This window comes from Sphingomonas sp. (assembly GCF_004799495.1).
In the GTDB taxonomy this organism is placed as follows: domain Bacteria; phylum Pseudomonadota; class Alphaproteobacteria; order Sphingomonadales; family Sphingomonadaceae; genus Sphingomonas.
The window spans coordinates 100003-119023 of record NZ_SSMY01000012.1 but is presented as its reverse complement, the minus strand read 5'-3'; the positions used below and the strand labels follow the sequence as shown (position 1 = coordinate 119023).

Genomic DNA, 19021 nt, shown 5'->3' with positions numbered 1-19021 from the left:
ATAGTCACGGAGCGTCGTAGGGGCGAAGCTTTGACAAAATGCTAACCAACGTGCGGCGCACTTTATTCCCCTCCCTGACTTCAGGGAGGGGTTAGGGGTGGGTGCGCGGCCCACTTGGGTCGCGCTCCGTCATTGGCCGAAAGAGCTCGCTGTGCTCGGCGCCCACCCCCCGCCCCTCCCGGAAGACCGGGAGGGAGCTTTAAGCGGCGACCGCCTCCAGCTTTTCGCTGGCTTCGAGCCACGCCGCCTCGGCCGCCTCAATCCTGGTCTCGACCTCTGATCGGCGCTTCATCAAGTCGGTCATCGTCAGCCTGGCGAGCGTGGCGTCCGCCGATGACGGGTCGAACATCGCACGGTCGATCGCGCTGCGCTCGGCGTTGAGCTTGGCCAGCTCGGCTTCGGCCGCCTGCGCCGCCTTGCGCAGGCCCTGGCTCGCCTCGCGCGCCTCTGCGGCGGCGCGCCGCGCTTCCTTCTTGTTGAGCTTGGAGACTTCCTTGGCGGTGTCGGACGCGTCCTTCGCCAGCACGAAGGCGATATAATCGTCGAGGCTGCCGTCGAATTCCTTCGCGGTGCCATTGTCGACCAGCACCAACCGGTCGGCGGTCATCTCCAGCATGTGGCGGTCGTGGCTGACGATGACGACCGCGCCGGAATATTGGTTGAGCGCCTGGATCAGCGCCTCGCGCGCGTCGACGTCGAGGTGGTTGGTCGGCTCGTCGAGGATCAGCATGTGCGGCGCGTCGCGCGTGATCAAAGCGAGCGCGAGGCGGGCACGCTCACCGCCCGACAGCTTGCCGACCCTGGTCGTCGCCTTGTCGCCCGAAAAGCCGAACCGGCCGAGCTGGCCGCGCACCGCGCCCGGGGTCGCGCCCTTCATCTGCACGGTCATGTGCTGGAGCGGGGTTTCGGACGCGTCGAGTTCCTCGACCTGATACTGCGTGAAGTAGCCCACGCGCATCTTGCCCGACGCTGTCATCGCGCCGTCCATCGGCGCGAGCTGCGCGGCGAGCAGGCGGGCGAGCGTGGTCTTGCCGTTGCCGTTCCTGCCGAGCAGCGCGATGCGGTCGTCGGGATCGAGGCGCAGGTTGAGGCGGCTGAGGATCGGTTTGTCGCCATACCCGACGCTCGCGAGGTCGAGCGTGATCAGCGGTGGGCGCAGTTCGGCGGAACTCGGGAAGTCGAAGCTCAGCGACGGGTCGTCGACCAGCTCGGCGATCGGCTGCATTCTCGCTAAAGCTTTGGCGCGGCTCTGCGCCTGTTTGGCGGTCGAGGCGCGGGCGGAATTGCGCGCAACATAATCCTGCAATTTCTCGCGCTCGGCCTGCTGCTTCGCGCGCGCGGAGGCGATCTGCGCCTGGCGCTCGGCGCGCTGGCGCTCGAACGAATCGTACCCGCCGGGATAGAGCCACAGCTTGCCGCGCTCGAGGTGGAGGATGTGGTCGACGACGTTGTTGAGGAAATCGCGCTCGTGGCTGACGATCAGGATCGTCGCGGGGTACGACTTCAAGAAATCCTCGAGCCACAGCACCGCTTCGAGGTCGAGGTGGTTCGACGGCTCGTCGAGCAGCAGCAAATCGGGCTGCGAGAAGAGCAGCGACGCCAGCGCGACGCGCATCCGCCACCCGCCCGAGAAACTGTCGAGCGGGCGATGCTGCGCCGCTTCGTCGAAGCCCAGCCCGACCAGGATCTGCGCCGCGCGGCTCGGCGCGGTGTACGCGTCGATCGCCATCAGCCGGTCGTGCACTTCGCCGAGCCGGTCGGGATCGTGGCTGGTCTCGCTCTCGTGCATCAGCGCGGCGCGCTCGACATCGGCGTCGAGCACGGTCTGGAATGGCGTTGACTGCCCGGCTGGCGCCTCCTGCGCGATGTAGCCGAGGCGAGAGCCGCGCGGCATGTCGGCGCTGCCGGTGTCGGGGTCGAGCGTGCCCGCGATCACCTTGACCAAAGTCGTCTTGCCAGCGCCGTTGCGCCCGATCAGCCCGACGCGGCTCTTCGGCGGCAGCTTCGCGGTCGCGCCGTCGAGAATGGTCCGCCCGCCAAGGCGGACCGTGATGTCGGTCAGGTTGAGCATGATGCGCGGGGCCTTAGCAGCGGTGTGGCCGATTGCCTATCTGCCGAGCGTGACAAGAAAATCGTCACCCCGGCCTTGTGCCGGGGTCCACCGGGGGGCAAGCGCTGCGCCAGAGGCTCTAGCGGGATCGTTGGCTGCACAGTGGATCCCGGCACAAGGCCGGGGTGACGGAAAGAGAAGACGATGACCGACCTCGCGATTCTCTACGAACACCCTTTATGGTTCGCCCCGCTGTTCGCCGCACTCGATCGGCGCGGGATCGGCTACTCCGCATTCGGCCCGGACGGCCACTGGAACCCCGCCGACCCCGCAATCCCGGCGCCCGTCATCCTCAACCGCATCGCCATGTCGAGCTTCCTGCGCAGCGACGAGCATCCGATCTTTCACACGATGGCGCTGCTCGATCATTGGCGGCGGAACGGCGCGCGCGTGGTCAACGGCACGGACGTGCTGGCGATCGACGCGTCGAAGGCGCGGCAGCTTGCGCTGATCGCGTCGCTCGGGCTGGCGATCCCCGACACGCGCGTCGTCCATCGCGCCGCCGATGTCGAAACCGCCGCCGCGACGCTGTCGTTCCCGCTCGTCGTGAAGGCCAATATCGGCGGCTCCGGCGCGGGGATCGTCAAATTCGACAATATGACCGAACTGCGCTGGGCGGTGGCCGAGGGCGAATTGCCCAGGAGCGTCGACGGCGTGCTGCTGGTGCAGGATTACGTTCCCGCGCGCGGCGGCGAGATCACGCGGATCGAGACGCTCGACCGTCAGTATCTCTACGCGATCGATATCGCCGGGGGCGGGGCGTTCGATCTGTGCCCGGCGGATGCCTGCGTGGCGGATTCGAACATCAAGATGGTCGCTACCCAGCCCGACCCCGCGTTGATCGATGCCGCCGAACGGATCGCGCGGGCGATGAACCTCGATGTCGGCGGGATCGAGGCGATGATCGACGACCGCGACGGGACGCCGCGCTTCTACGACATCAACGCGCTGTCCAATTTCGTCGCGAAGCCGCTCGACGTGCTCGGCTGGGACCCGCACGACCGCCTGATCGATTACCTCGAAACGCTGATGGAGGCGCGTTGATGCGCTACGGTTACTGGATGCCGGTGTTCGGCGGCTGGCTCAGGAACGTGCCCGACGAAGGGATGGACGCGAGCTGGGATTACACCAAACGCCTGACGCAGCGCTCCGAACAGCTCGGCTACGACCTGACCTTGATCGCCGAGCTCAACCTCAACGACATCAAGGGCGTCGAGCAGCCCGCGCTGGATGCCTGGTCGACCGCGGCGGCGCTGGCGGCGGTGACCGAGTCGATCGAGCTGATGGTCGCGGTGCGGCCCAATTTCCACCACCCGGCGCTGTTCGCGAAGGCGGCGGCGAACATCGATCGCATCTCGGGCGGGCGGCTGGCGCTCAACGTCGTTTCGTCGTGGTGGGCCGACGAGGCGAAGCAATACGGGCTCCAGTTCGACCAGCACGACGACCGCTATGCGCGGACCGAGGAATGGCTGACGGTGGTCGACGGGCTATGGACCGAGGAGCGTTTCTCGTTCGACGGCCAATTCTACCAGACCGACGCCGCGATCTGCTCGCCCAAACCAGCCAAGCGCCCGACCGTCTATGCCGGCGGCGAGAGCGAGAAGGCCAAGGCGATGATCGTGAGCCAGTGCGACGCCTATGTGATGCACGGCGACCCGGTCGAGGCGATTGCGCCCAAGATCGCCGACATGGCGGCACGGCGTGAGGCCGCGGACGGCAAGCCGATGCAATACGGCATGGCCGCCTATGCGATCGTCCGCGACAGCGAGGCCGAGGCGAAGCGCGAGCTCGAGCGGATCACGACCGTTACCGGGGTGCCCGCGGGCTACGATAATTTCGACCAATGGCTGTCGGGGACGCAGCTCGAGCGCGAGCTCAAGATCCAGGAATATTCCGTATCGAACCGCGGGCTGCGCCCCAATCTCGTCGGCACACCCGAGCAGTTGAAGGAACGGATTGCAGAATATGAAGCCGCCGGCCTCGACCTGCTCCTGCTCCAGATGAGCCCGCAGGCGGAGGAAATGGAGCGCTTCGCCGCGCAGGTCATAAACTAGATACTATCGGGCTGGGGGAGTGCCACAAAGGGGTGGGCTTTAGTGAGACTTCCCCCAACCCGTTACCCCTTCCTCTGCCGGGAAGGGTATAAGGGGTTCGTGATGCATGCCGCGGCCTACCGCGCGTAACCGGCGGTACGCGCGACGGGACCTGTCGGTTCGAGCAAATCGACCACGCGATCGGGTAGCGCGACGGGATCGAACGGCTTGGCGATCACGGCCTGCGCGCCGGCCGAGCGATAGCTTCGCCGGTCCGCGTCGCCGGCCCTGGCCGCCAGCAGCACGATCGGCACCGGTTCGGGCGACCATTGCCGCATCGTCGCGACCAGCGCCGCCGCGCTCATGTCGCTCAGTTTCATGTCGAGCAGGATCACCTCGAACTTCTCGATCCCGCGGCGCAGCACGTCGGCGGCATCGAGCCGCGACACCGCGGTCACCGCGAAGCGCGGGTGCAGGTCGAGCGCGAGCGCGACGATCGCACGCGTATCGGGGTCGTCGTCGACCAGGAGCGCATGGATCGTCATGCCGCCATCGCCCGACTTGCCGCGCGCACACTGGCGAGCCCGCCGCGCGTGACGATGAGGTGATCGATCAGCGTGATGCCGAGCGCGTCGAGCGCGTGTTCGAGCGCGACGGTGTAGGCGATGTCGGCGTCGCTGCTCTGGCGCAGTCCCGAAGGGTGGTTATGCGCGACGATGACGTTCATCGCCCCGACCTCGAGCGCGCGCGCCGCGATGGTGCGCACACAGAACGGCGTGCTGGTCGGCGTGCCGCTCGAATGGAGCTCATCGACGATCAGCCGGTCGTACCCGTTGAGGTAGAGCACGCGGACATGTTCGTTGGGCTCGTCCGCCAGATGCGCCATCAGATAGTCCCGCAACGCGCGCGACGTCGGCAATACCGGCCGCTCGTCGAGGTCGGCGCGCGTAACGTGGCGCACCGTCTGCTTGACCGCCTGAAGGAGTGCCACGACCTGGGGGTCGCCCGCCGCGCGCAATTGCCGCGCGGGCTGCGCGGCCAACAGCAGCGGCAGCGAGCCGAATTCATCGATCAGCGTGGTGGCGATGCGCCGATCGCTCAATCCGGCGGGAGCGAGGAGTTGCTCCAGGACGGCTCTGGCCCCAGCCGCCTGACTCGATTGTGGTGCCGGACGGTACCGAGCACCAACAGGAGCAACATCGGATAAGCCCAGACCACCGCGCTGATCCAATAGACCACGTGCAGCATGGCGGGATCGGTCAGCTTCAGGAAATGCCCCAGTACTTGCAGCAACTGCATGGCCGCCATGGCCAGCGTCCAGTACCGGTTGGCGCGAAGCGCAATCGCCAGCAGCAGGACGAGCATCGCCGAATCGATCGCCAGGATGATCCACTGCACCCCGCGCCAAGGATCCGGGATGTACGCGACCAGGCATAACGGAACCGCCACCAGGAAGATGACGGCGACAAATCGCTCGGGCTGTCCGCCACGCCATAAGGCATAGCCGCACGACCCGAGCCACAAGAAAGCGAACAGGAAAAATATCACCTTCGATGTCGACCATCGCGGCGTGTCTCCGTCAAGCTGATCAGGCGACGCGACGGAGCGGCGCGCGCTTCGGCTTGACGGCTTCCTCGACCGTGTAGCAGGGCCAGGTCGGACCCCAACCGTCGGCGGTCGCGCCGAGTGCCTTGGCGGCGCGGCCGAACTCGCGGTGCGCTTCGGTGAGCAGACGGCGGCTTTCGATCTGCCCCGCGATCGACGAGGCGAGCTTGTCGAGCGCACGCTGCGACAGGCCGGCGGGCAGGCGGGCTTCGGCGAACTCGTCGATCGTCGTCGACACGAGCTGGCTCAGCGCCTTGATCGACGCATCTGTGTCGCGCTCGGCCGCCATCACGGCAGCCGCGACGGCAAGAATGGTATCATATTGCGGATGATTGGTCGGATCGACGCGCATAGTGCCTCCTTCGCGCAGGCCCCCGGCCGGCGCGTTCGGTTTGAAACAGCGAGCGTCAGTGAGAAAGCGAACGAAGAAGTGTCGCCAGACCGTACAATGCGCCAACCCCGGCGCTGACCACGAAAAAGGCAAAGCCAATAATCACGGTGGCAGCTAGGATCAGCACTCCTCTGGTCGTCGTTGACAAATCACTCGGTCTCGCCCCTTCGAGGATTTCCCGGAACGTTCCGGACCATGTGGTCCGTACCGGAAAATCGCCGAAGCGCCGCTGACCGAGGACGACGTCCTGAAGGTTTGGGGAGAGACGGTCGCCCTCGATCGCCGACGACCATGACGGGTGGCGAGAGGCAGCCGCCAGCCCCAGATTCTCGTATGCGAGATTCTGGGGGGTAGGTTTCTGGGGGGCGAGCCCGGCTTCGTGCTCGGCGAACAGCATCGCGGCATGCTTGCGGTCGCGCGCGCCCAGCTTGACCTTGGCGGTGCCGAGATAGGCATCGACTGTGCCGGTGGCGATGCCGAGCTCGCGCGCGATCTCGCCCGACCCCTTGAGCGCGCGCACGCCGCGCAGGCAATCGCGCTCGCGCGGGGTCAGGGAAGCGAAGGCGGCATCGTCCATAATCGTATTAAACCACCTTTTTAGAACGAATCACAGATGAGTCGTTGTCCCACGGCATTTGGCCGGATCCCCGCCGTGCTACTGCACGGCTGATGTGTCGGCGCGAAGACTGCGAAAGGTCACTGACCATCGCCGCACGTCCATCGCGGCGATGCTATGTTCCCAATCGTGACGCACCGCGCCGCTGAGATGATAGAGCGAGCCCGGCGCCAGATCGAGCGATGCGCGATCGAAGCCGCTGGATGTGCGGCGGCGCAGTCTTAGCGTCGCCGGCGCTTCGAGCGACAGGCCCACGACGTGCTCGAAGACCGGGCGGTCGCGATGCCATCCTATCCCGGCCCCGGGGTCGTAACGGGTGACCAGCGCCTGTACGAGGTCGTCGGCGGCGAGGCCGGCGGAAGCAGCCGCCCGGTCGCGAACAGGCAGCAGAAAATCGGGGATGGGCGCCGCGGCCGCGAACCTGCCCCGATCGAAATCGTAATGCCAGCCGAACGACGCGGTGCGACGCTTGCCCAGCCACCCCTGAAAGCGGAACGGCGACACGGGTACGTCCGCGAATCGCCCGATCAGCGCGGCCTGCTCGGCCGGAGCCATCCACCGTTCGACATAATCCAGGCCGGCCGGCAGCTTTGCCGCTTCGCGTCCGAACAGATCGGCTTGGCCGCCGGGCGTCGATCGTACCACGTTATTTGAGCTGACTGTCTTTGCTGCCGCGCCGATTGATCCCGGCGCTTCTGACGGCCGCGTCGCGGCGCGCCTGGCAAACGACGCAGGTACGTGCGCCGGGGAGTGCCTCGCGCCGACGGGCGGGAATGTCCTCGCCGCAATCCTCGCAATAGTCCAATCCGTCGCCCGCCGGCATGCGCGCGCGCGCGCCGCTCACCGCATCCGCGACCGTATCGTCGATCTGGTCCTGCACCGCGCCGTCGCGCGACCAACCGCCGGCCATGCAACCTCCAAAACATTGTGGTTTCAATGATATAGGGAGAGGCAGGCGGCGTTTCCAGACGCCACGCGATTGAACCAAAGGGCGCAGCGGCAAAGCCGCATCGTCGGCCTCCGTTAGGAGCCGCTCATGATCATCGTATAGCCTTGATGGTCGAGCGTCAGTGTCGTCGCGCCCTGAGCCGTCGTCACCGAAAGGAGGTGGGGCGCGCGCAACTGCCAGGTGAACAGCGCCGCGCCGGCTTCGTTATCAAGCACGAGGTCGCATTGCTGCCAGCTCTGCACCAATCCCGCACTGGCGCGAAGGCCGGCATTGGTCGTGCGATCACCGGGTCTCGTGATGGTGCCGCCCGACAGTGTCACATTTTCGTATTTTTGTGCCTGCGGAAAGAAAATCCGTTTCCCGCTCCCCGAGCGGATAGCATCCTCGGATAGCTGGGTTTGCAGGCCCTGAACTTGTGCGAAGCGGCCGATCAGCGATCCGTCGCAAGTCAGCGCGTAATGCTGCGCCGACGCGTCGGCCACCTTGTCCGCCGGGGTCACGTACACGATCTGATAGTTGGCGCCGCCATTGGCCTCGATTTGCACCCATGAGCCCGCGCGCGAGCCGCGATAGGCGGTCACCCAGGCGGGCTCACCGCTCGCGACGATCGTCCATCCGTTCTGCTGGAGCTGCGCCTTGTAGCTGGCGACGATCGAAGCGGCGGTCGGCGTTACGGCATTGTCCTTGAGTGCATAGGCGATACGACTCTTGGTGCCCTGGATATCGGTTTGCGATGCCGAACCTTCAGCGAAGACGTAATGATCCGGGCCCGCGGGGTCGCATTCGTTGATGTAGAAGCTCGGCAGCCGGGCAAGCGCACCGTCGCGACAACCCTCGGAATCGGTCTGTGCGGCGGCGGGTACGGCGGGGACGCCGATCGCGAACAGCCCAACGATCGCAAATGCGACGGCGAACAGCAAGCTCGGGCGCATGGCTTCTTCTCCTTTGGCCGCGATCATAATCTGGGCCGCGCGTTTGGGAAAGCGCGCCGCGGCGAAGCCGCGTCGTCGGACGGCGCTTTGCGCGCCGCCGGCCGTTCTCACCTTCGGTTCGAATTGGTCGGGGCGACAGGATTCGAACCTGCGACCCCCACACCCCCAGTGTGATGCGCTACCAGGCTGCGCTACGCCCCGACCAGGCGGGCGCCGGCCAGATGGCGGCGTCCGAAGCGCGGGCCTCTAGGCCGTCACGTCGGGCGATGCAAGCACGGTGCGGTGCCCGCGCTGCACGCTCCGATGTTGCGTGCGCGCGCCCATGGTGATAGCGCGCGGCGCTTGACGCTGGCGCCCGGTTTTCGGGCACGCCGGCACGCCCAGTTCAGGACGACCATGCTCATTCCATCCGCTTATGCCCAGGCCGCCGGCGCCGCCGGTGCGGGAACCGACGCCACCGCCAGTATGATTTCGACCATCCTGCCGCTGCTGCTGGTGTTCATCGCTTTCTACTTCTTCATGATTCGCCCGCAGCAGCGCCGCGTGAAGGACCACAACGCCACGCTGGCGGCGGTGAAGAAGGGCGACGAAGTGGTGACCGCGGGCGGTCATATCGGCAAGGTGACGAAGGTGTCGGACGCCGAGGTCGAGGTGGAATTCGCCGCCGGTCAGCGGCACCGGGTGGTCAAGACGACGCTGGCCGAAGTGCGGCCGCTCGGCGCCAAGCCGGCGAACGACTGATGCTCGATTTCCCGCGCTGGAAGGTGCTGTCGATCATCGGCCTCCTGGCCGCATTGTGCGCGCTCGCCATTCCGAGCTTCCTGCCCGAAAGCACGGTCGCGAACTGGCCGGTCCATCCGCGCATCAATCTCGGGCTCGATCTCGCAGGCGGCAGCTACTTGCTGCTAGAGGCCGATACCGACGACCTGATCGCGCAGCGGCTGAAGCAAAAGAAGGCCGAGGTCGCGACCGACATGCGCCGCGCCAAGATCGAGATCGGCGAGATCAAGCTCAGCGGCAATCAATTGACCTTCATGCTGCGCGACGTGGCGCGGCTTGAGGATGCGCGCCAGTTGCTGAGCCAAAAGACCAACGGCGTCGGCACCACCGGGCAGCGCGACTGGGATATCGCCGTCGTCAACTCCACCCAGTTCGTGCTCACCCAGACCAAGGCGGGGATCGACGCCGCGATCGACGGCGCGATGGACGGCGCGACCGAAGTGGTCCGCCGCCGGATCGACGCGCTCGGCACGCGCGAGCCGACGATCATCAAGCAGGGCTCGACCCGCATCGTCGTGCAGGTGCCGGGCTTGCAGGATCCGACCGCGCTCAAGGCGCTGCTCGGCAAGACCGCCAAGCTCGAGTTCAAGCTGGTCGATATCAACGCGGATCCGGCGCAGCTGGCCAAGGGCATCGCGCCGATCGGCGACGTGATCCTGCCCTATCCCGAAGGCGCGCGGATTGGTGCTCCCTATATCGGTAAGCTGACGCAGCCGATGCCGTCGGCGAACGACCCCAAGGTCGCGTTATCCGCTGGTACGCCCGTTATCGCGGTCCGCGACGAAGCGATCATCACCGGCAAGAATTTGACCGACGCGCGCGCCGAAACCGATTCGGACAATCCCGGCGCCTGGGCGGTCGGATTCCAGTTCGACACCGAAGGCGGGCGCAATTTCGCCAAAGTGACTCAGGCCAACGTCACGCGGCCGTTCGCGATCATCCTGGATAATAGCGTGATCTCGGCACCTAGAATCGAAACGCCGATTCTGGGCGGCAGCGGCCGAATCACCGGCGGGTTCGATGCCAAGGCCTCGAACGACCTGGCGATCCAGCTCAAGTCGGGCGCGTTGCCCGTCGCGCTCAAGGTGGTCGAGGAATCGAGCGTCGGCCCCGACCTCGGCAAGGATTCGATCAACGCCGGCATCAAGGCCTCGATCATCGCCGTCGTGCTGGTCGTGCTGTTCATGCTCGTGACCTACGGGCGGTTCGGCATCTATGCGAACTGGGCGGTGGTCATCAACGTGATGGTGATCATGGGCGTGCTCGCGCTGATCAACGGGACGCTGACCTTGCCCGGCATCGCCGGTTTCGTGCTGACGATCGGCACCGCGGTCGACGCCAACGTGCTGATCAACGAACGCATCCGCGAAGAGCGGCGGCGGGGGCGGAGCGTCGTCCAGGCGGTCGAGCTCGGCTACAAGGAAGCCAGCCGCACGATCTTCGAGGCCAATATGACTCACGCCATTTCGGGCGTGATCATGTTCCTGCTCGGCTCGGGCCCGGTGAAGGGTTTCGCGGTCGTGCTGCTGATCGGCATCGCGACCTCGGTGTTCACCGCGGTGACGTTCACCCGGATGCTCGTCGTCCTCTGGCTGCGGAAGAACCGTCCGCAGACGATAAACATATGACCGCCCCCTTCCTCGTCATTCCAGCGCAAGCTGGAATCTCGTGCCGTGAGGGCGCGCTTTGCAATGGAAAGACCCCAGCTTTCGCTGGGGTGACGGGTTAATCATGCGCCTGCTCAAGATCGTTCCCGACAACACCAATATCGACTTCGTCCGGCTGCGCTACTGGGCGTTCGGGCTGACCGCGCTGCTGACGCTGGCGGCGATCGCGCTGGTGCCGTTGAAGGGCCTCAACATGGGGGTCGATTTCGCCGGTGGGCTGATGATCGAATACAAGTTTGCGACGCCGCCCGGGCTCGACAGGGTGCGTGGCTCGGTCGATCGGCTGGGCTTGGGCGAAGCGCAATTGCAGCAGCTCGGCGACCCCAATCGTCTGTCGGTTCGCCTGCCCGTGCAAAAGGGGCCGAAGGGCGAGGATCTGACCAACGTCGCGGTGACCAAGGTCACCAACGAACTGGCCAAGGACTTCCCGGGATCGAGCTTCCAGCGGCAATCGACCGTGTCGGGCAAGGTTTCGGGCGAGCTGGTGCGCAACGGCGTGCTCGCGGTCGTGCTCGCCGTGATCGGCATCTGTCTGTTCGCGATCTTCCGCTTCGAATGGCAATTCGGCGTGTCGACCGGGGTCGCGATCATGCACGATGTGCTGATGACGATGGGCTTCTTCGCGCTGACCCAGTTCGAATTCGACCTCAACATCGTCGCGGCGGTGCTGACCATCATCGGCTATTCGATCAACGACAAGATCGTGATCGACGACCGCATCCGCGAGAATATGCGCCGATACCGCAAGATGGACATGCGCGAGATCATCAACCTGTCGGTCAACGAGACACTGCCGCGCACCGTGATGACCTCGCTGACGATCCTGCTCGCGTTGTTCTCGCTGCTGATCTTCGGCGGGCACGTGCTGCGTGGCTTCACCGCGGCGATGATCCTGGGCGTGTTCGTCGGGACCTATTCGTCGATCTACGTCTCGTCGTCGCTGCTCATCACGCTTGGTCTCCGCGCCGAGCCGGTCGCGACGTCGGACAAGCCCGCCAAGGCGGGGATCGCGGGCGCCGAGCGAGTCTGATGCGGGCGGCTAGATGAGAATGGACCGCGACCGCGCCGACGGGCCGGTCGTCAGCGGGATGTCGCCCGCCGGGTTCCGCGTCGACGACAACATCTATCGCGCGCTCGCGATCACGCCGCTGCGCGCCGACGCCTGGACGCCGCCGCCGCTCGACGCGCTCGATGAGGCGGCGCTGGCCCCGTTGCTGAGTCTCGACCCGCCGCCCGAGTTCGTTCTGCTCGGCACCGGCGCGACGCTCGTCCGCCCGCCGCTCTCCCTGGCGCGCGCGCTCGAAGCGCGGCGGATCGGCGTCGAGGCGATGGATAGCCGCGCCGCCGCGCGCGCCTGGGGCATGCTGCGCAGCGAAGGGCGCTGGGTCGTCGGCGCTTTCTATCCGATCTAGCACCCTCTTGATCCCTGCGCGCGGGCGGATACGCTAGCGTTCGAATCCGATCGGGGGGAGAGCATCGATGAAATACCTGCTGACGACCGCTGCCTTGCTGGCCGCTGCACCGACCGCCGCGCAGACGACGCCTGCCGCGCCGCCCGCACCCGTCGCCCCGATGGCTGCTCCCGCCGCACCGCCGCAAGTCTTCGCGCCGATCCCCGCGCCCGATTACAACACCGATGCCGCGTGGCTGTGCCGTCCCGGCCGGCAGGACGCCTGCGCGGTCGACCAGAACGTCACCGTGATCGCCGCCAACGGCAAGGCAAAGGTCGTCAAGTTCCGGGCCGAGCCGGCGCCGCTGTACGACTGTTTCTACGTCTATCCGACCGTGTCGCTCGACCCCAGCCCGAACAGCGACCTCAACATCGGCCCCGAGGAAAAACAGGTCGCGGCCTCGCAAGCCGCGCGCTTCACCTCGAAATGCCGCGTCTTCGCTCCGATGTACCGCCAGGTCACGCTGACCGCGCTGCGCGACGTGATGGCGGGCAAGGCGACCGCCGCCGACCGCAAGCTCGCCTATCTCGACGTCGAGGCGGCGTGGTACGATTACCTGAAGCGCGACAATGCCGGCCGTGGCGTCGTGCTGATCGGGCACAGCCAGGGCGCCGGCATCCTCAAGCAGCTGGTCGCCGGCGTGATCGAAAAAGACCCCGACATGCGGCGCAAGCTGATTGCGGCATACCTGATCGGCACCAATGTCGCGGTGCCGCCGGGCGGCGATGTCGGCGGCGACTTCCAGCGCGTCAAATTGTGCAAGTCGATGCAGCAATTCGGCTGCGTCGTGACCTACACGACCTTCCGCGCCGATTCGCCCCCGCCGGCAAACAGCCGTTTCTCGCGGGTCGAGATGCCTGGGATGGTAGCGGCGTGCACCAATCCCGCGGCGTTGGGCGGCGGCAAGGCGGTGACCGACGCGATCTTCGGCGCCAAGGGCGCAGGGCTCGCCAGTGCCCCGATGGGGCCGTGGACCACCGACAATGCGCCGGTGAACACGCCGTTCGTGTCGGTCCCCGGGCTGATCTCCGCCGAATGCGTGTCGAACGGCGGGTTCACCTACCTCGCGGTGACGGTCAACGCCGACCCCGCCGACCCGCGCACCGACACGATCGTCGGCGACGTCACGGTCAACGGCGCGATCCTCAAGGATTGGGGACTCCACCTGATCGACATGCCGGTCGAGATGGGCAATCTGGTCAGCCTGAGCGAGTATCAGGCGGCGTCGTGGCGTGGCGTTCCGATGAAGGAGCCTAAGCGCTAAAGGGGTTTCGTCGGGTTCGGTTCCGCTGAACCAGCCCCTTCAGATGCTCGTACAACCCGGCGGTGTTCGCTTCCCAGGTGAAGCGTTCGGCGCCCGCGCGCACGGTAGCGGCGGGCGTACGGTCGGCGAGCACCGCGGCGATTCCCGAGGCAAAACCAGCGGCCGAGCGCCCGACGATTCGCCCGAACGCGCGCTCGGTCACCACTTCGCCGGCGCCGCCGACATCGGGGATGACAACCGGTGTGCCGCACGCCAGCGCTTCGACCCAGGCGTTGGCGAGGCCTTCGTTGGTCGACGCCAGCGCCATTGCGTCGGCGGCGGCGAGCAGCGCGGGCATCTCGGCGTGCGGTACCGCACCGAGCAGGCGGACGCGGTTCTCCAGTCCGAGCGCGGCGATCTTCGCCTCGAGCGCCGGGCGGTAGGCGCCCTCGCCGGCGACGATCAGCGTCGTGTTGGCCAATGCCGCGATCGCCTCGATGACGATGTCGTGCCCCTTGCGCTCGATCAGCGCGCCGGTCGAGACGACCAGCGGCCCGGCGACGTGCAGCGCTGCCTTGGCCGCCGCCCGGTCGCGCGGCGCGAACTGGCCGAGGTCGACCCCCGTGCGGTGGACGCGGATCCGCTCGCCCGGCATGCCGAGCGCCACCATGTCGCGCTTCATCGCCGCCGACACCGCGAGCAGCCCGTCGGCCGCGCGGCCGGCGTCGCGGACCTGGCCGCTGGTCGCGGCCGCCATGCCCCAATGGTGGACATCGCTGCCGCGTGCCTTGATCGACACCGGCACGCCGAAGCGGTTGCCGAGCGCGACCGCCGCGGGGCCATCGGGAAAGAAGAACGACGCGTCAATCACGTCGAAGGGAAAGTCGCGCCGCAAGTCGGTGAGTAACGGCACGAGCGCGCGGGTTAGCGCGCCGGCGTGAAACCGCCCCGCCGTGCCGGGAACGCTCCGGAAACGTGGACGATAGACGTCGATACCCTTCCACTGCTCGCCGAGCGGTACCTTGGCCAGCTTGGCGTGGCGTCCGCGCAGCGGGAGCGGAAAGGGGGGCAGGCCGATCGGGGCGACGACGCGCAACTCGACATCGGGGTGCGCCGCGAGCCCCAGCGTCTGGCGCTCGACGAACACCCCGAAATTGCGCCGCGTGGAGTCGGGGAACAGGGTCGACAGAGTCAGGACGCGCAGCATAGCGTCTTCCTTAGCGCGCGTTGGTTAATAGCGGTCGAACCTAAATCCGCTCGGTGCCCGGATAGGCGAACAACAGATCGCTGCCCGCACTTGCGTGGAGGTGCGCCCGTCCCGTCACCGTCACGCATTCGCCCGCGCGCCACGCAACGCCGTCGACCACGCCCTCTCCCTTCAATGGGGTGAGCCAGCCCGTCACGCCGTCGGGGAGCGTCACTTCGCGGTCGCCCCCGGCCCAGCGTTCGAGCACGAACTTGGGTCCCTCGCACAGGATCGTGCGCCCTTCGCTGACCTCGCCGACGATCGGTTTGGGCGTGAACGGGTTGGGATCGGCAATCGCCAGCCCCTGATCGAGATGCAACTCGCGGTCGCTGCCGTAATCGTACAGGCGATAGGTCAGGTCGACGTTCTGCTGCACCTCGACCAGCGTGATCCCGCCGCCGATCGCGTGGATCGTGCCCGCGGGCGAGTAGAGGAAATCGCCCGCCTTTACCGGTTTCCAGTCGAGCATGTCGACGATCGACCCGTCCTCCGCGCCCTTGCGCAGCGCCTCGCGCGTCGTCGGCTCCTTCGTTCCCATTGCGATCGTCGCGCCGGCGTCGGCCGCCAGGATCACCCAGCATTCGTCCTTGCCGCGCGGATAGCCCGCTTCCCGCGCCGCCTCGTCGGTCGGGTGATCCTGCACCGACAGCCGTTCGCCGGGGAACAGATATTTGATCAGCAGGTCGGGCGTGCCGGCGTCGGGGGTCTGGAACCACACTTCGCCGATCGGCGGCGCGTCGGGCGCGGGGTTGTCGAACCCCGGCCACAGATCGTGCCGCCCCCACGGCTTTTCGACGCGTTTGGTAGCGAGCAACGTGGCGGTCATCGGTAACGGCTCTTTCCTGTCTGGATCGCCGCGCCAACGCGTGGGCCAAGCGATGCGATCCGTTATTGCGTGCCGCGAAAAAGCCACAAGCGAAAATCATTGTTCGCACGCGTCCCCCTCGGCTAAGGCTCGTTTTCCATGCGTATGATCCCGTCCCGCCCGCTCGCCCTCGCGCTGATCGCTGCTCTTGCCATTCCCGTCGCCGGGTGCGCCGGCCGCGGCGGCGGCCTGAAGAAAGGCGACGTGCCCTATATCGCCCGCGACGTCGGCACGCTCTATTCGCTCGCCAAGCGCCGGCTCGATCAGGGCCAGTACAAGCAGGCTGCCATCTTGTTCGATGAGGTCGAGCGCCAGCATCCCTACTCGATCTGGGCGCGCCGTTCGCAGCTGATGAGCGCGTTCAGCTATTACATGGATCAAAGCTACACCGAGTCGATCCAGTCGGCGCAGCGCTTCATTTCGGTCCACCCGGGCAACCGCGACGCGCCGTACGCTTATTACCTCGTCGCGCTGGGCTATTACGAGCAGATCGCCGACGTGACGCGCGACCAGAAGATCACCACGCAGGCGATGGACGCGCTCGGCGAGCTGGTCCGCCGCTATCCCAATTCAAAATATGCGTCTGATGCGCGGCTGAAGATGGACCTGGTGCGCGACCATCTGGCCGGCAAGGAAATGGAGATCGGCCGGTTCTACGAAACGCGCGGGCAGTGGCTTGCGGCGACGCTGCGCTTCCGCACGGTCGTCGATCAGTACCAGACCACGACGCATATTCCCGAAGCGCTGATGCGGCTGACCGAAACCTATCTCGCGCTGGGCGTGCCCGAGGAAGCGCAGAAGGCGGCGGCGGTACTCGGCGCCAATTACCCCGGCACCGACTGGTACAAGCACGCGTACAAGCTGATGGAGGATCATCCTTGGAAGCCCGCCGCGCCGCTTGCCGCGGGCGAGTTGCCGATGCCGGTCGGGCTCAAGGATGCGCAGCCGATCGCGCCGGGCACGCCCGGTGTCGCGCCGAAGGATCAAGGCTCCGATTCGACCGGTACCAGCAACACCGGCGGCGCTGGCAGCAAGCCCAAGTAAGGCCCACTCAACTAAGGGATGACCCGGCGGCGGCTTTGCCGTTAAGGAAAGCGCGATGCTGACCGCGCTCGCCATTCGTGACGTCGTGCTGATCGAAGCGCTCGAGCTCGAGTTCGACGGCGGCCTCGGCGTGCTGACCGGCGAGACGGGCGCGGGCAAGTCGATCCTGCTCGACGCGCTCGGCCTCGCGCTCGGGAGCCGCGCCGACAGCGGGCTGGTGCGGCAGGGCGCCGCGCAGGCGGTGGTCACCGCGAGCTTCGACACGCCGCACGCCGATGGCCCGCTCGCCGCGTTGCTTTGCGACAATGGCTTCGACATCGATCCCGGCGAGCCGCTGATCATGCGGCGGATCGTCAAGGCCGATGGCGGCAGCCGCGGCTTCGTCAACGACCAGCCCGCGTCGGCGGGGCTGCTTCGCGACCTCGCCCAGCATCTGGTCGAAGTGCACGGCCAGCACGACGACCGCGGGCTGCTTGCGCCTACCGGGCATCGCGCGCTGCTCGATGCGTTCGGGCGGACCCAGGCGACCGCGACGGCAACGGCGCATGCGGCGTGGCGCGCGGCGGAAGGCGCGCTGGCCGCCGCGCGCGCCGAGATCGAGACCGCGCAGCGCGACCGCGAATGGCTCGAGCATGCGGTCGGCGAACTCGCCGCGTTCGCGCCCGAGCCGGGCGAGGAAGAGACGCTCGCCGACCGCCGCCGCACTATGCAGCGCGCGGAGAAGATCGCCGACGACCTCGCGGCGATCGACACCTATCTCGAAGGGTCCGATGGCGGGCTGTCGCGGCTGCGCCAGGCGGCGCGCGTGCTCGAACGGATCGCCGATGCGCATCCCGCGCTCGCCGATGCCCTCGCGGCGATCGACCGCGCGGTGATCGAAGGCGCGGTCGCCGAGGACCGGATGAAGGAAGCGCGCGCTGCCTTGTGGTTCGAACCGTCCCAGCTGGAGTCCGATGAAGAGCGGCTGTTCGACTTGCGCGGCCTCGCGCGCAAGCATCGCGTTCAGCCTGATGACCTTGCCGAATTGGCCGATGAATTGCGCGGCAAGCTCGAGCGGTTGAATGCGGGCGAGGAGGGGATCGCCGCGCTCGAAGCCAAAGTGGCCACGACGCGCTCGGACTATGAGAAAGCCGCCGACGCGCTGTCGGCCGAGCGCCACATCGCAGCTACGCGACTCGACGCGGCGGTCGCGAGCGAACTCGCCCCGCTTAAGCTCGACGCCGCGCGGTTCCGCACCGTGGTCGCGCCGCTCGCCGAGGAGCAATGGAGCGCGGCCGGGCGCGACCGCGTCGAGTTCGAGATTTCGACCAATCCGGGCGCGCCATTCGCCGGTCTGACCAAGATTGCGTCGGGGGGTGAATTGTCGCGCTTCATCCTCGCGCTCAAGGTCGCGCTGGCGGAAGAAGGCGGTGCGGCGACGATGATCTTCGACGAGATCGATCGCGGCGTCGGCGGTGCGGTCGCAAGCGCGATCGGCGAGCGGCTGGCGCGGCTGGCCGAGCGCACGCAGGTGCTCGTCGTGACGCACAGCCCGCAAGTCGCGGCGCGCGGGAGCGGGCATTTCTTCATCGCCAAATCGAGCGACGGCACCGTCACGCGCACTGGCGTCCATGCGCTCGACGAGGCCGAGCGCCGCGAGGAAATCGCGCGCATGCTGTCGGGCGCGACGATCACCGACGAAGCGCGCGCGCAAGCCGAACGATTGCTGGAAGCGGCCTAGAACGGGACCTTGAAAGTCACCACTGCGGCGGGCGCGCAGAACCCGCCGACGCAATGCTCTTTCGCGCGACCGTCGATCGTGCCGTTGCCGAGCTTCGCGGTCATCGGCGGGAGCGGCTTGCCGCCGGGCGGCGGGCCAAGCGGGCGGAGGCGGTACTGGTCGGGATCGGTCTTGCCGCAAATGACGATGTCGTCGCCCGACGGGTCGCAACGCGCGGTCACGCGTAGCGCCTTGGGCAAGACCGGGCCGGTGACAGGCAGTGGCGCCGGGCTGGGCAGCGCCGATTGCATCATCAACAGGATTGCTCCCAGCATTACAGGCTCCCTGTTCGCCGCCGCCTTGCTGCCCGCCAATCATAGCCAAATTGGG

General features: G+C 67.0%; 21 protein-coding genes and 1 tRNA gene. 9 read left to right on the top strand and 13 right to left on the bottom strand.

Annotated elements, in window-relative coordinates:
* Positions 1-199: 199 nt before the first annotated feature.
* Positions 200-2071, bottom strand: a complete 1872-nt coding sequence (locus E7773_RS14390; protein WP_293992615.1) for an ABC-F family ATP-binding cassette domain-containing protein — start codon at positions 2069-2071, stop codon at positions 200-202.
* Positions 2072-2254: 183 nt separating this feature from the next.
* Between E7773_RS14390 and E7773_RS14385 the strand changes: the two genes are divergently transcribed.
* Together E7773_RS14385 and E7773_RS14380 are read left to right on the top strand one after the other, a co-directional pair.
* Entirely contained in the window at positions 2255-3154 is a 900-nt protein-coding gene (locus tag E7773_RS14385) for an alpha-L-glutamate ligase (protein WP_293992613.1), read from the top strand.
* Positions 3154-4164 (top strand): LLM class flavin-dependent oxidoreductase, encoded by a 1011-nt coding sequence (locus tag E7773_RS14380; protein WP_293992610.1) that lies wholly within the window; start codon positions 3154-3156, stop codon positions 4162-4164. Before E7773_RS14385 ends, E7773_RS14380 begins: the two co-directional genes overlap by 1 nt.
* Before the next feature lie 116 nt (positions 4165-4280).
* On the opposite strand, the gene E7773_RS14375 is transcribed toward E7773_RS14380, so the two are convergent.
* The 9 genes from E7773_RS14375 to E7773_RS14335 all read right to left on the bottom strand — a co-directional run bounded on the left by E7773_RS14375 (position 4281) and on the right by E7773_RS14335 (position 8837).
* The gene (locus tag E7773_RS14375; RefSeq protein ID WP_293992608.1) at positions 4281-4688 is read right to left on the bottom strand and encodes a response regulator; all 408 of its coding nucleotides are present in this window, start codon (positions 4686-4688) and stop codon (positions 4281-4283) included.
* Complete coding sequence (locus E7773_RS14370) at positions 4685-5245, bottom strand: JAB domain-containing protein (protein WP_293992605.1); 561 nt, start codon at positions 5243-5245, stop codon at positions 4685-4687. Before E7773_RS14370 ends, E7773_RS14375 begins: the two co-directional genes overlap by 4 nt.
* A complete protein-coding gene (locus E7773_RS14365; protein WP_293992602.1) occupies positions 5242-5691 on the bottom strand; it encodes a hypothetical protein in 450 nt (149 codons plus the stop codon). Before E7773_RS14365 ends, E7773_RS14370 begins: the two co-directional genes overlap by 4 nt.
* A gap of 40 nt (positions 5692-5731) precedes the next feature.
* A complete protein-coding gene (locus E7773_RS14360) occupies positions 5732-6100 on the bottom strand; it encodes a hypothetical protein (protein ID WP_293992600.1) in 369 nt (122 codons plus the stop codon).
* 55 nt (positions 6101-6155) lie between these two features.
* Complete coding sequence (locus E7773_RS14355) at positions 6156-6716, bottom strand: helix-turn-helix transcriptional regulator (RefSeq protein WP_293992597.1); 561 nt, start codon at positions 6714-6716, stop codon at positions 6156-6158.
* Positions 6717-6794: 78 nt separating this feature from the next.
* Positions 6795-7400 (bottom strand): alpha-ketoglutarate-dependent dioxygenase AlkB, encoded by a 606-nt coding sequence (locus E7773_RS14350; RefSeq protein ID WP_293992595.1) that lies wholly within the window; start codon positions 7398-7400, stop codon positions 6795-6797.
* 1 nt (position 7401) lies between these two features.
* Positions 7402-7665 (bottom strand): DksA/TraR family C4-type zinc finger protein, encoded by a 264-nt coding sequence (locus E7773_RS14345; RefSeq protein ID WP_293992592.1) that lies wholly within the window; start codon positions 7663-7665, stop codon positions 7402-7404.
* Positions 7666-7778: 113 nt separating this feature from the next.
* Complete coding sequence (locus tag E7773_RS14340) at positions 7779-8636, bottom strand: hypothetical protein (RefSeq protein WP_293992591.1); 858 nt, start codon at positions 8634-8636, stop codon at positions 7779-7781.
* 124 nt (positions 8637-8760) lie between these two features.
* Positions 8761-8837 (bottom strand) — tRNA-Pro (locus E7773_RS14335).
* Between the two features lie 195 nt (positions 8838-9032).
* On the opposite strand from E7773_RS14335, the gene yajC reads away from it, so the two are divergent.
* The 5 genes from yajC (at position 9033) to E7773_RS14310 (ending at position 13798) form a co-directional block, all read left to right on the top strand.
* Positions 9033-9377 carry a preprotein translocase subunit YajC gene (yajC, locus tag E7773_RS14330; protein ID WP_293992725.1) on the top strand — a complete coding sequence of 115 codons (345 nt, stop codon included), beginning with the start codon at positions 9033-9035 and terminating at the stop codon, positions 9375-9377.
* Complete coding sequence (gene secD / locus E7773_RS14325) at positions 9377-11044, top strand: protein translocase subunit SecD (protein WP_293992589.1); 1668 nt, start codon at positions 9377-9379, stop codon at positions 11042-11044. The genes yajC and secD overlap by 1 nt, the downstream gene beginning before the upstream one ends.
* 103 nt (positions 11045-11147) lie before the next feature.
* The gene (gene secF, locus E7773_RS14320) at positions 11148-12113 is read left to right on the top strand and encodes a protein translocase subunit SecF (RefSeq protein WP_293992586.1); all 966 of its coding nucleotides are present in this window, start codon (positions 11148-11150) and stop codon (positions 12111-12113) included.
* Between the two features lie 19 nt (positions 12114-12132).
* A complete protein-coding gene (locus E7773_RS14315; protein ID WP_363130517.1) occupies positions 12133-12495 on the top strand; it encodes an Mth938-like domain-containing protein in 363 nt (120 codons plus the stop codon).
* Between the two features lie 67 nt (positions 12496-12562).
* On the top strand, positions 12563-13798 hold the full coding sequence (locus E7773_RS14310) for a DUF3089 domain-containing protein (RefSeq protein WP_293992582.1): 1236 nt from the start codon (positions 12563-12565) through the stop codon (positions 13796-13798).
* On the opposite strand, the gene E7773_RS14305 is transcribed toward E7773_RS14310, so the two are convergent.
* Both E7773_RS14305 and E7773_RS14300 read right to left on the bottom strand, forming a co-directional pair.
* Positions 13788-14984 (bottom strand): glycosyltransferase, encoded by a 1197-nt coding sequence (locus tag E7773_RS14305; protein WP_293992581.1) that lies wholly within the window; start codon positions 14982-14984, stop codon positions 13788-13790. The two genes, E7773_RS14310 and E7773_RS14305, sit on opposite strands and share 11 nt — an antisense overlap.
* A 40-nt stretch (positions 14985-15024) precedes the next feature.
* Entirely contained in the window at positions 15025-15849 is an 825-nt protein-coding gene (locus E7773_RS14300) for a class I mannose-6-phosphate isomerase (protein ID WP_293992579.1), read from the bottom strand.
* Positions 15850-15987: 138 nt separating this feature from the next.
* Here E7773_RS14300 and E7773_RS14295 point away from each other — a divergent pair, with 138 nt between their 5' ends.
* Together E7773_RS14295 and recN are read left to right on the top strand one after the other, a co-directional pair.
* Entirely contained in the window at positions 15988-16932 is a 945-nt protein-coding gene (locus tag E7773_RS14295; protein WP_293992578.1) for an outer membrane protein assembly factor BamD, read from the top strand.
* A 55-nt stretch (positions 16933-16987) separates the two neighbouring features.
* On the top strand, positions 16988-18652 hold the full coding sequence (recN, locus tag E7773_RS14290) for a DNA repair protein RecN (protein ID WP_293992577.1): 1665 nt from the start codon (positions 16988-16990) through the stop codon (positions 18650-18652).
* Here recN and E7773_RS14285 read toward each other — a convergent pair.
* Positions 18649-18966 carry a hypothetical protein gene (locus E7773_RS14285; protein ID WP_293992576.1) on the bottom strand — a complete coding sequence of 106 codons (318 nt, stop codon included), beginning with the start codon at positions 18964-18966 and terminating at the stop codon, positions 18649-18651. The genes recN and E7773_RS14285 overlap by 4 nt on opposite strands.
* Positions 18967-19021 lie beyond the last annotated feature (55 nt).

Excerpts from the sequence above, each read along its gene's own strand:
- E7773_RS14390 (WP_293992615.1), bottom strand. The coding sequence starts at position 2,071 with ATGCTCAACCTGACCGACATCACGGTCCGCCTTGGCGGGCGGACCATT.
- E7773_RS14385 (WP_293992613.1), top strand. The coding sequence starts at position 2,255 with ATGACCGACCTCGCGATTCTCTACGAACACCCTTTATGGTTCGCCCCG.
- E7773_RS14380 (WP_293992610.1), top strand. The coding sequence starts at position 3,154 with ATGCGCTACGGTTACTGGATGCCGGTGTTCGGCGGCTGGCTCAGGAAC.
- E7773_RS14375 (WP_293992608.1), bottom strand. The coding sequence starts at position 4,688 with ATGACGATCCATGCGCTCCTGGTCGACGACGACCCCGATACGCGTGCG.
- E7773_RS14360 (WP_293992600.1), bottom strand. The coding sequence starts at position 6,100 with ATGCGCGTCGATCCGACCAATCATCCGCAATATGATACCATTCTTGCC.
- E7773_RS14355 (WP_293992597.1), bottom strand. The coding sequence starts at position 6,716 with ATGGACGATGCCGCCTTCGCTTCCCTGACCCCGCGCGAGCGCGATTGC.
- E7773_RS14345 (WP_293992592.1), bottom strand. The coding sequence starts at position 7,665 with ATGGCCGGCGGTTGGTCGCGCGACGGCGCGGTGCAGGACCAGATCGAC.
- E7773_RS14340 (WP_293992591.1), bottom strand. The coding sequence starts at position 8,636 with ATGCGCCCGAGCTTGCTGTTCGCCGTCGCATTTGCGATCGTTGGGCTG.
- yajC (WP_293992725.1), top strand. The coding sequence starts at position 9,033 with ATGCTCATTCCATCCGCTTATGCCCAGGCCGCCGGCGCCGCCGGTGCG.
- secD (WP_293992589.1), top strand. The coding sequence starts at position 9,377 with ATGCTCGATTTCCCGCGCTGGAAGGTGCTGTCGATCATCGGCCTCCTG.
- secF (WP_293992586.1), top strand. The coding sequence starts at position 11,148 with ATGCGCCTGCTCAAGATCGTTCCCGACAACACCAATATCGACTTCGTC.
- E7773_RS14315 (WP_363130517.1), top strand. The coding sequence starts at position 12,133 with ATGGACCGCGACCGCGCCGACGGGCCGGTCGTCAGCGGGATGTCGCCC.
- E7773_RS14310 (WP_293992582.1), top strand. The coding sequence starts at position 12,563 with ATGAAATACCTGCTGACGACCGCTGCCTTGCTGGCCGCTGCACCGACC.
- E7773_RS14305 (WP_293992581.1), bottom strand. The coding sequence starts at position 14,984 with ATGCTGCGCGTCCTGACTCTGTCGACCCTGTTCCCCGACTCCACGCGG.
- E7773_RS14300 (WP_293992579.1), bottom strand. The coding sequence starts at position 15,849 with ATGACCGCCACGTTGCTCGCTACCAAACGCGTCGAAAAGCCGTGGGGG.
- E7773_RS14295 (WP_293992578.1), top strand. The coding sequence starts at position 15,988 with ATGCGTATGATCCCGTCCCGCCCGCTCGCCCTCGCGCTGATCGCTGCT.
- recN (WP_293992577.1), top strand. The coding sequence starts at position 16,988 with ATGCTGACCGCGCTCGCCATTCGTGACGTCGTGCTGATCGAAGCGCTC.
- E7773_RS14285 (WP_293992576.1), bottom strand. The coding sequence starts at position 18,966 with ATGCTGGGAGCAATCCTGTTGATGATGCAATCGGCGCTGCCCAGCCCG.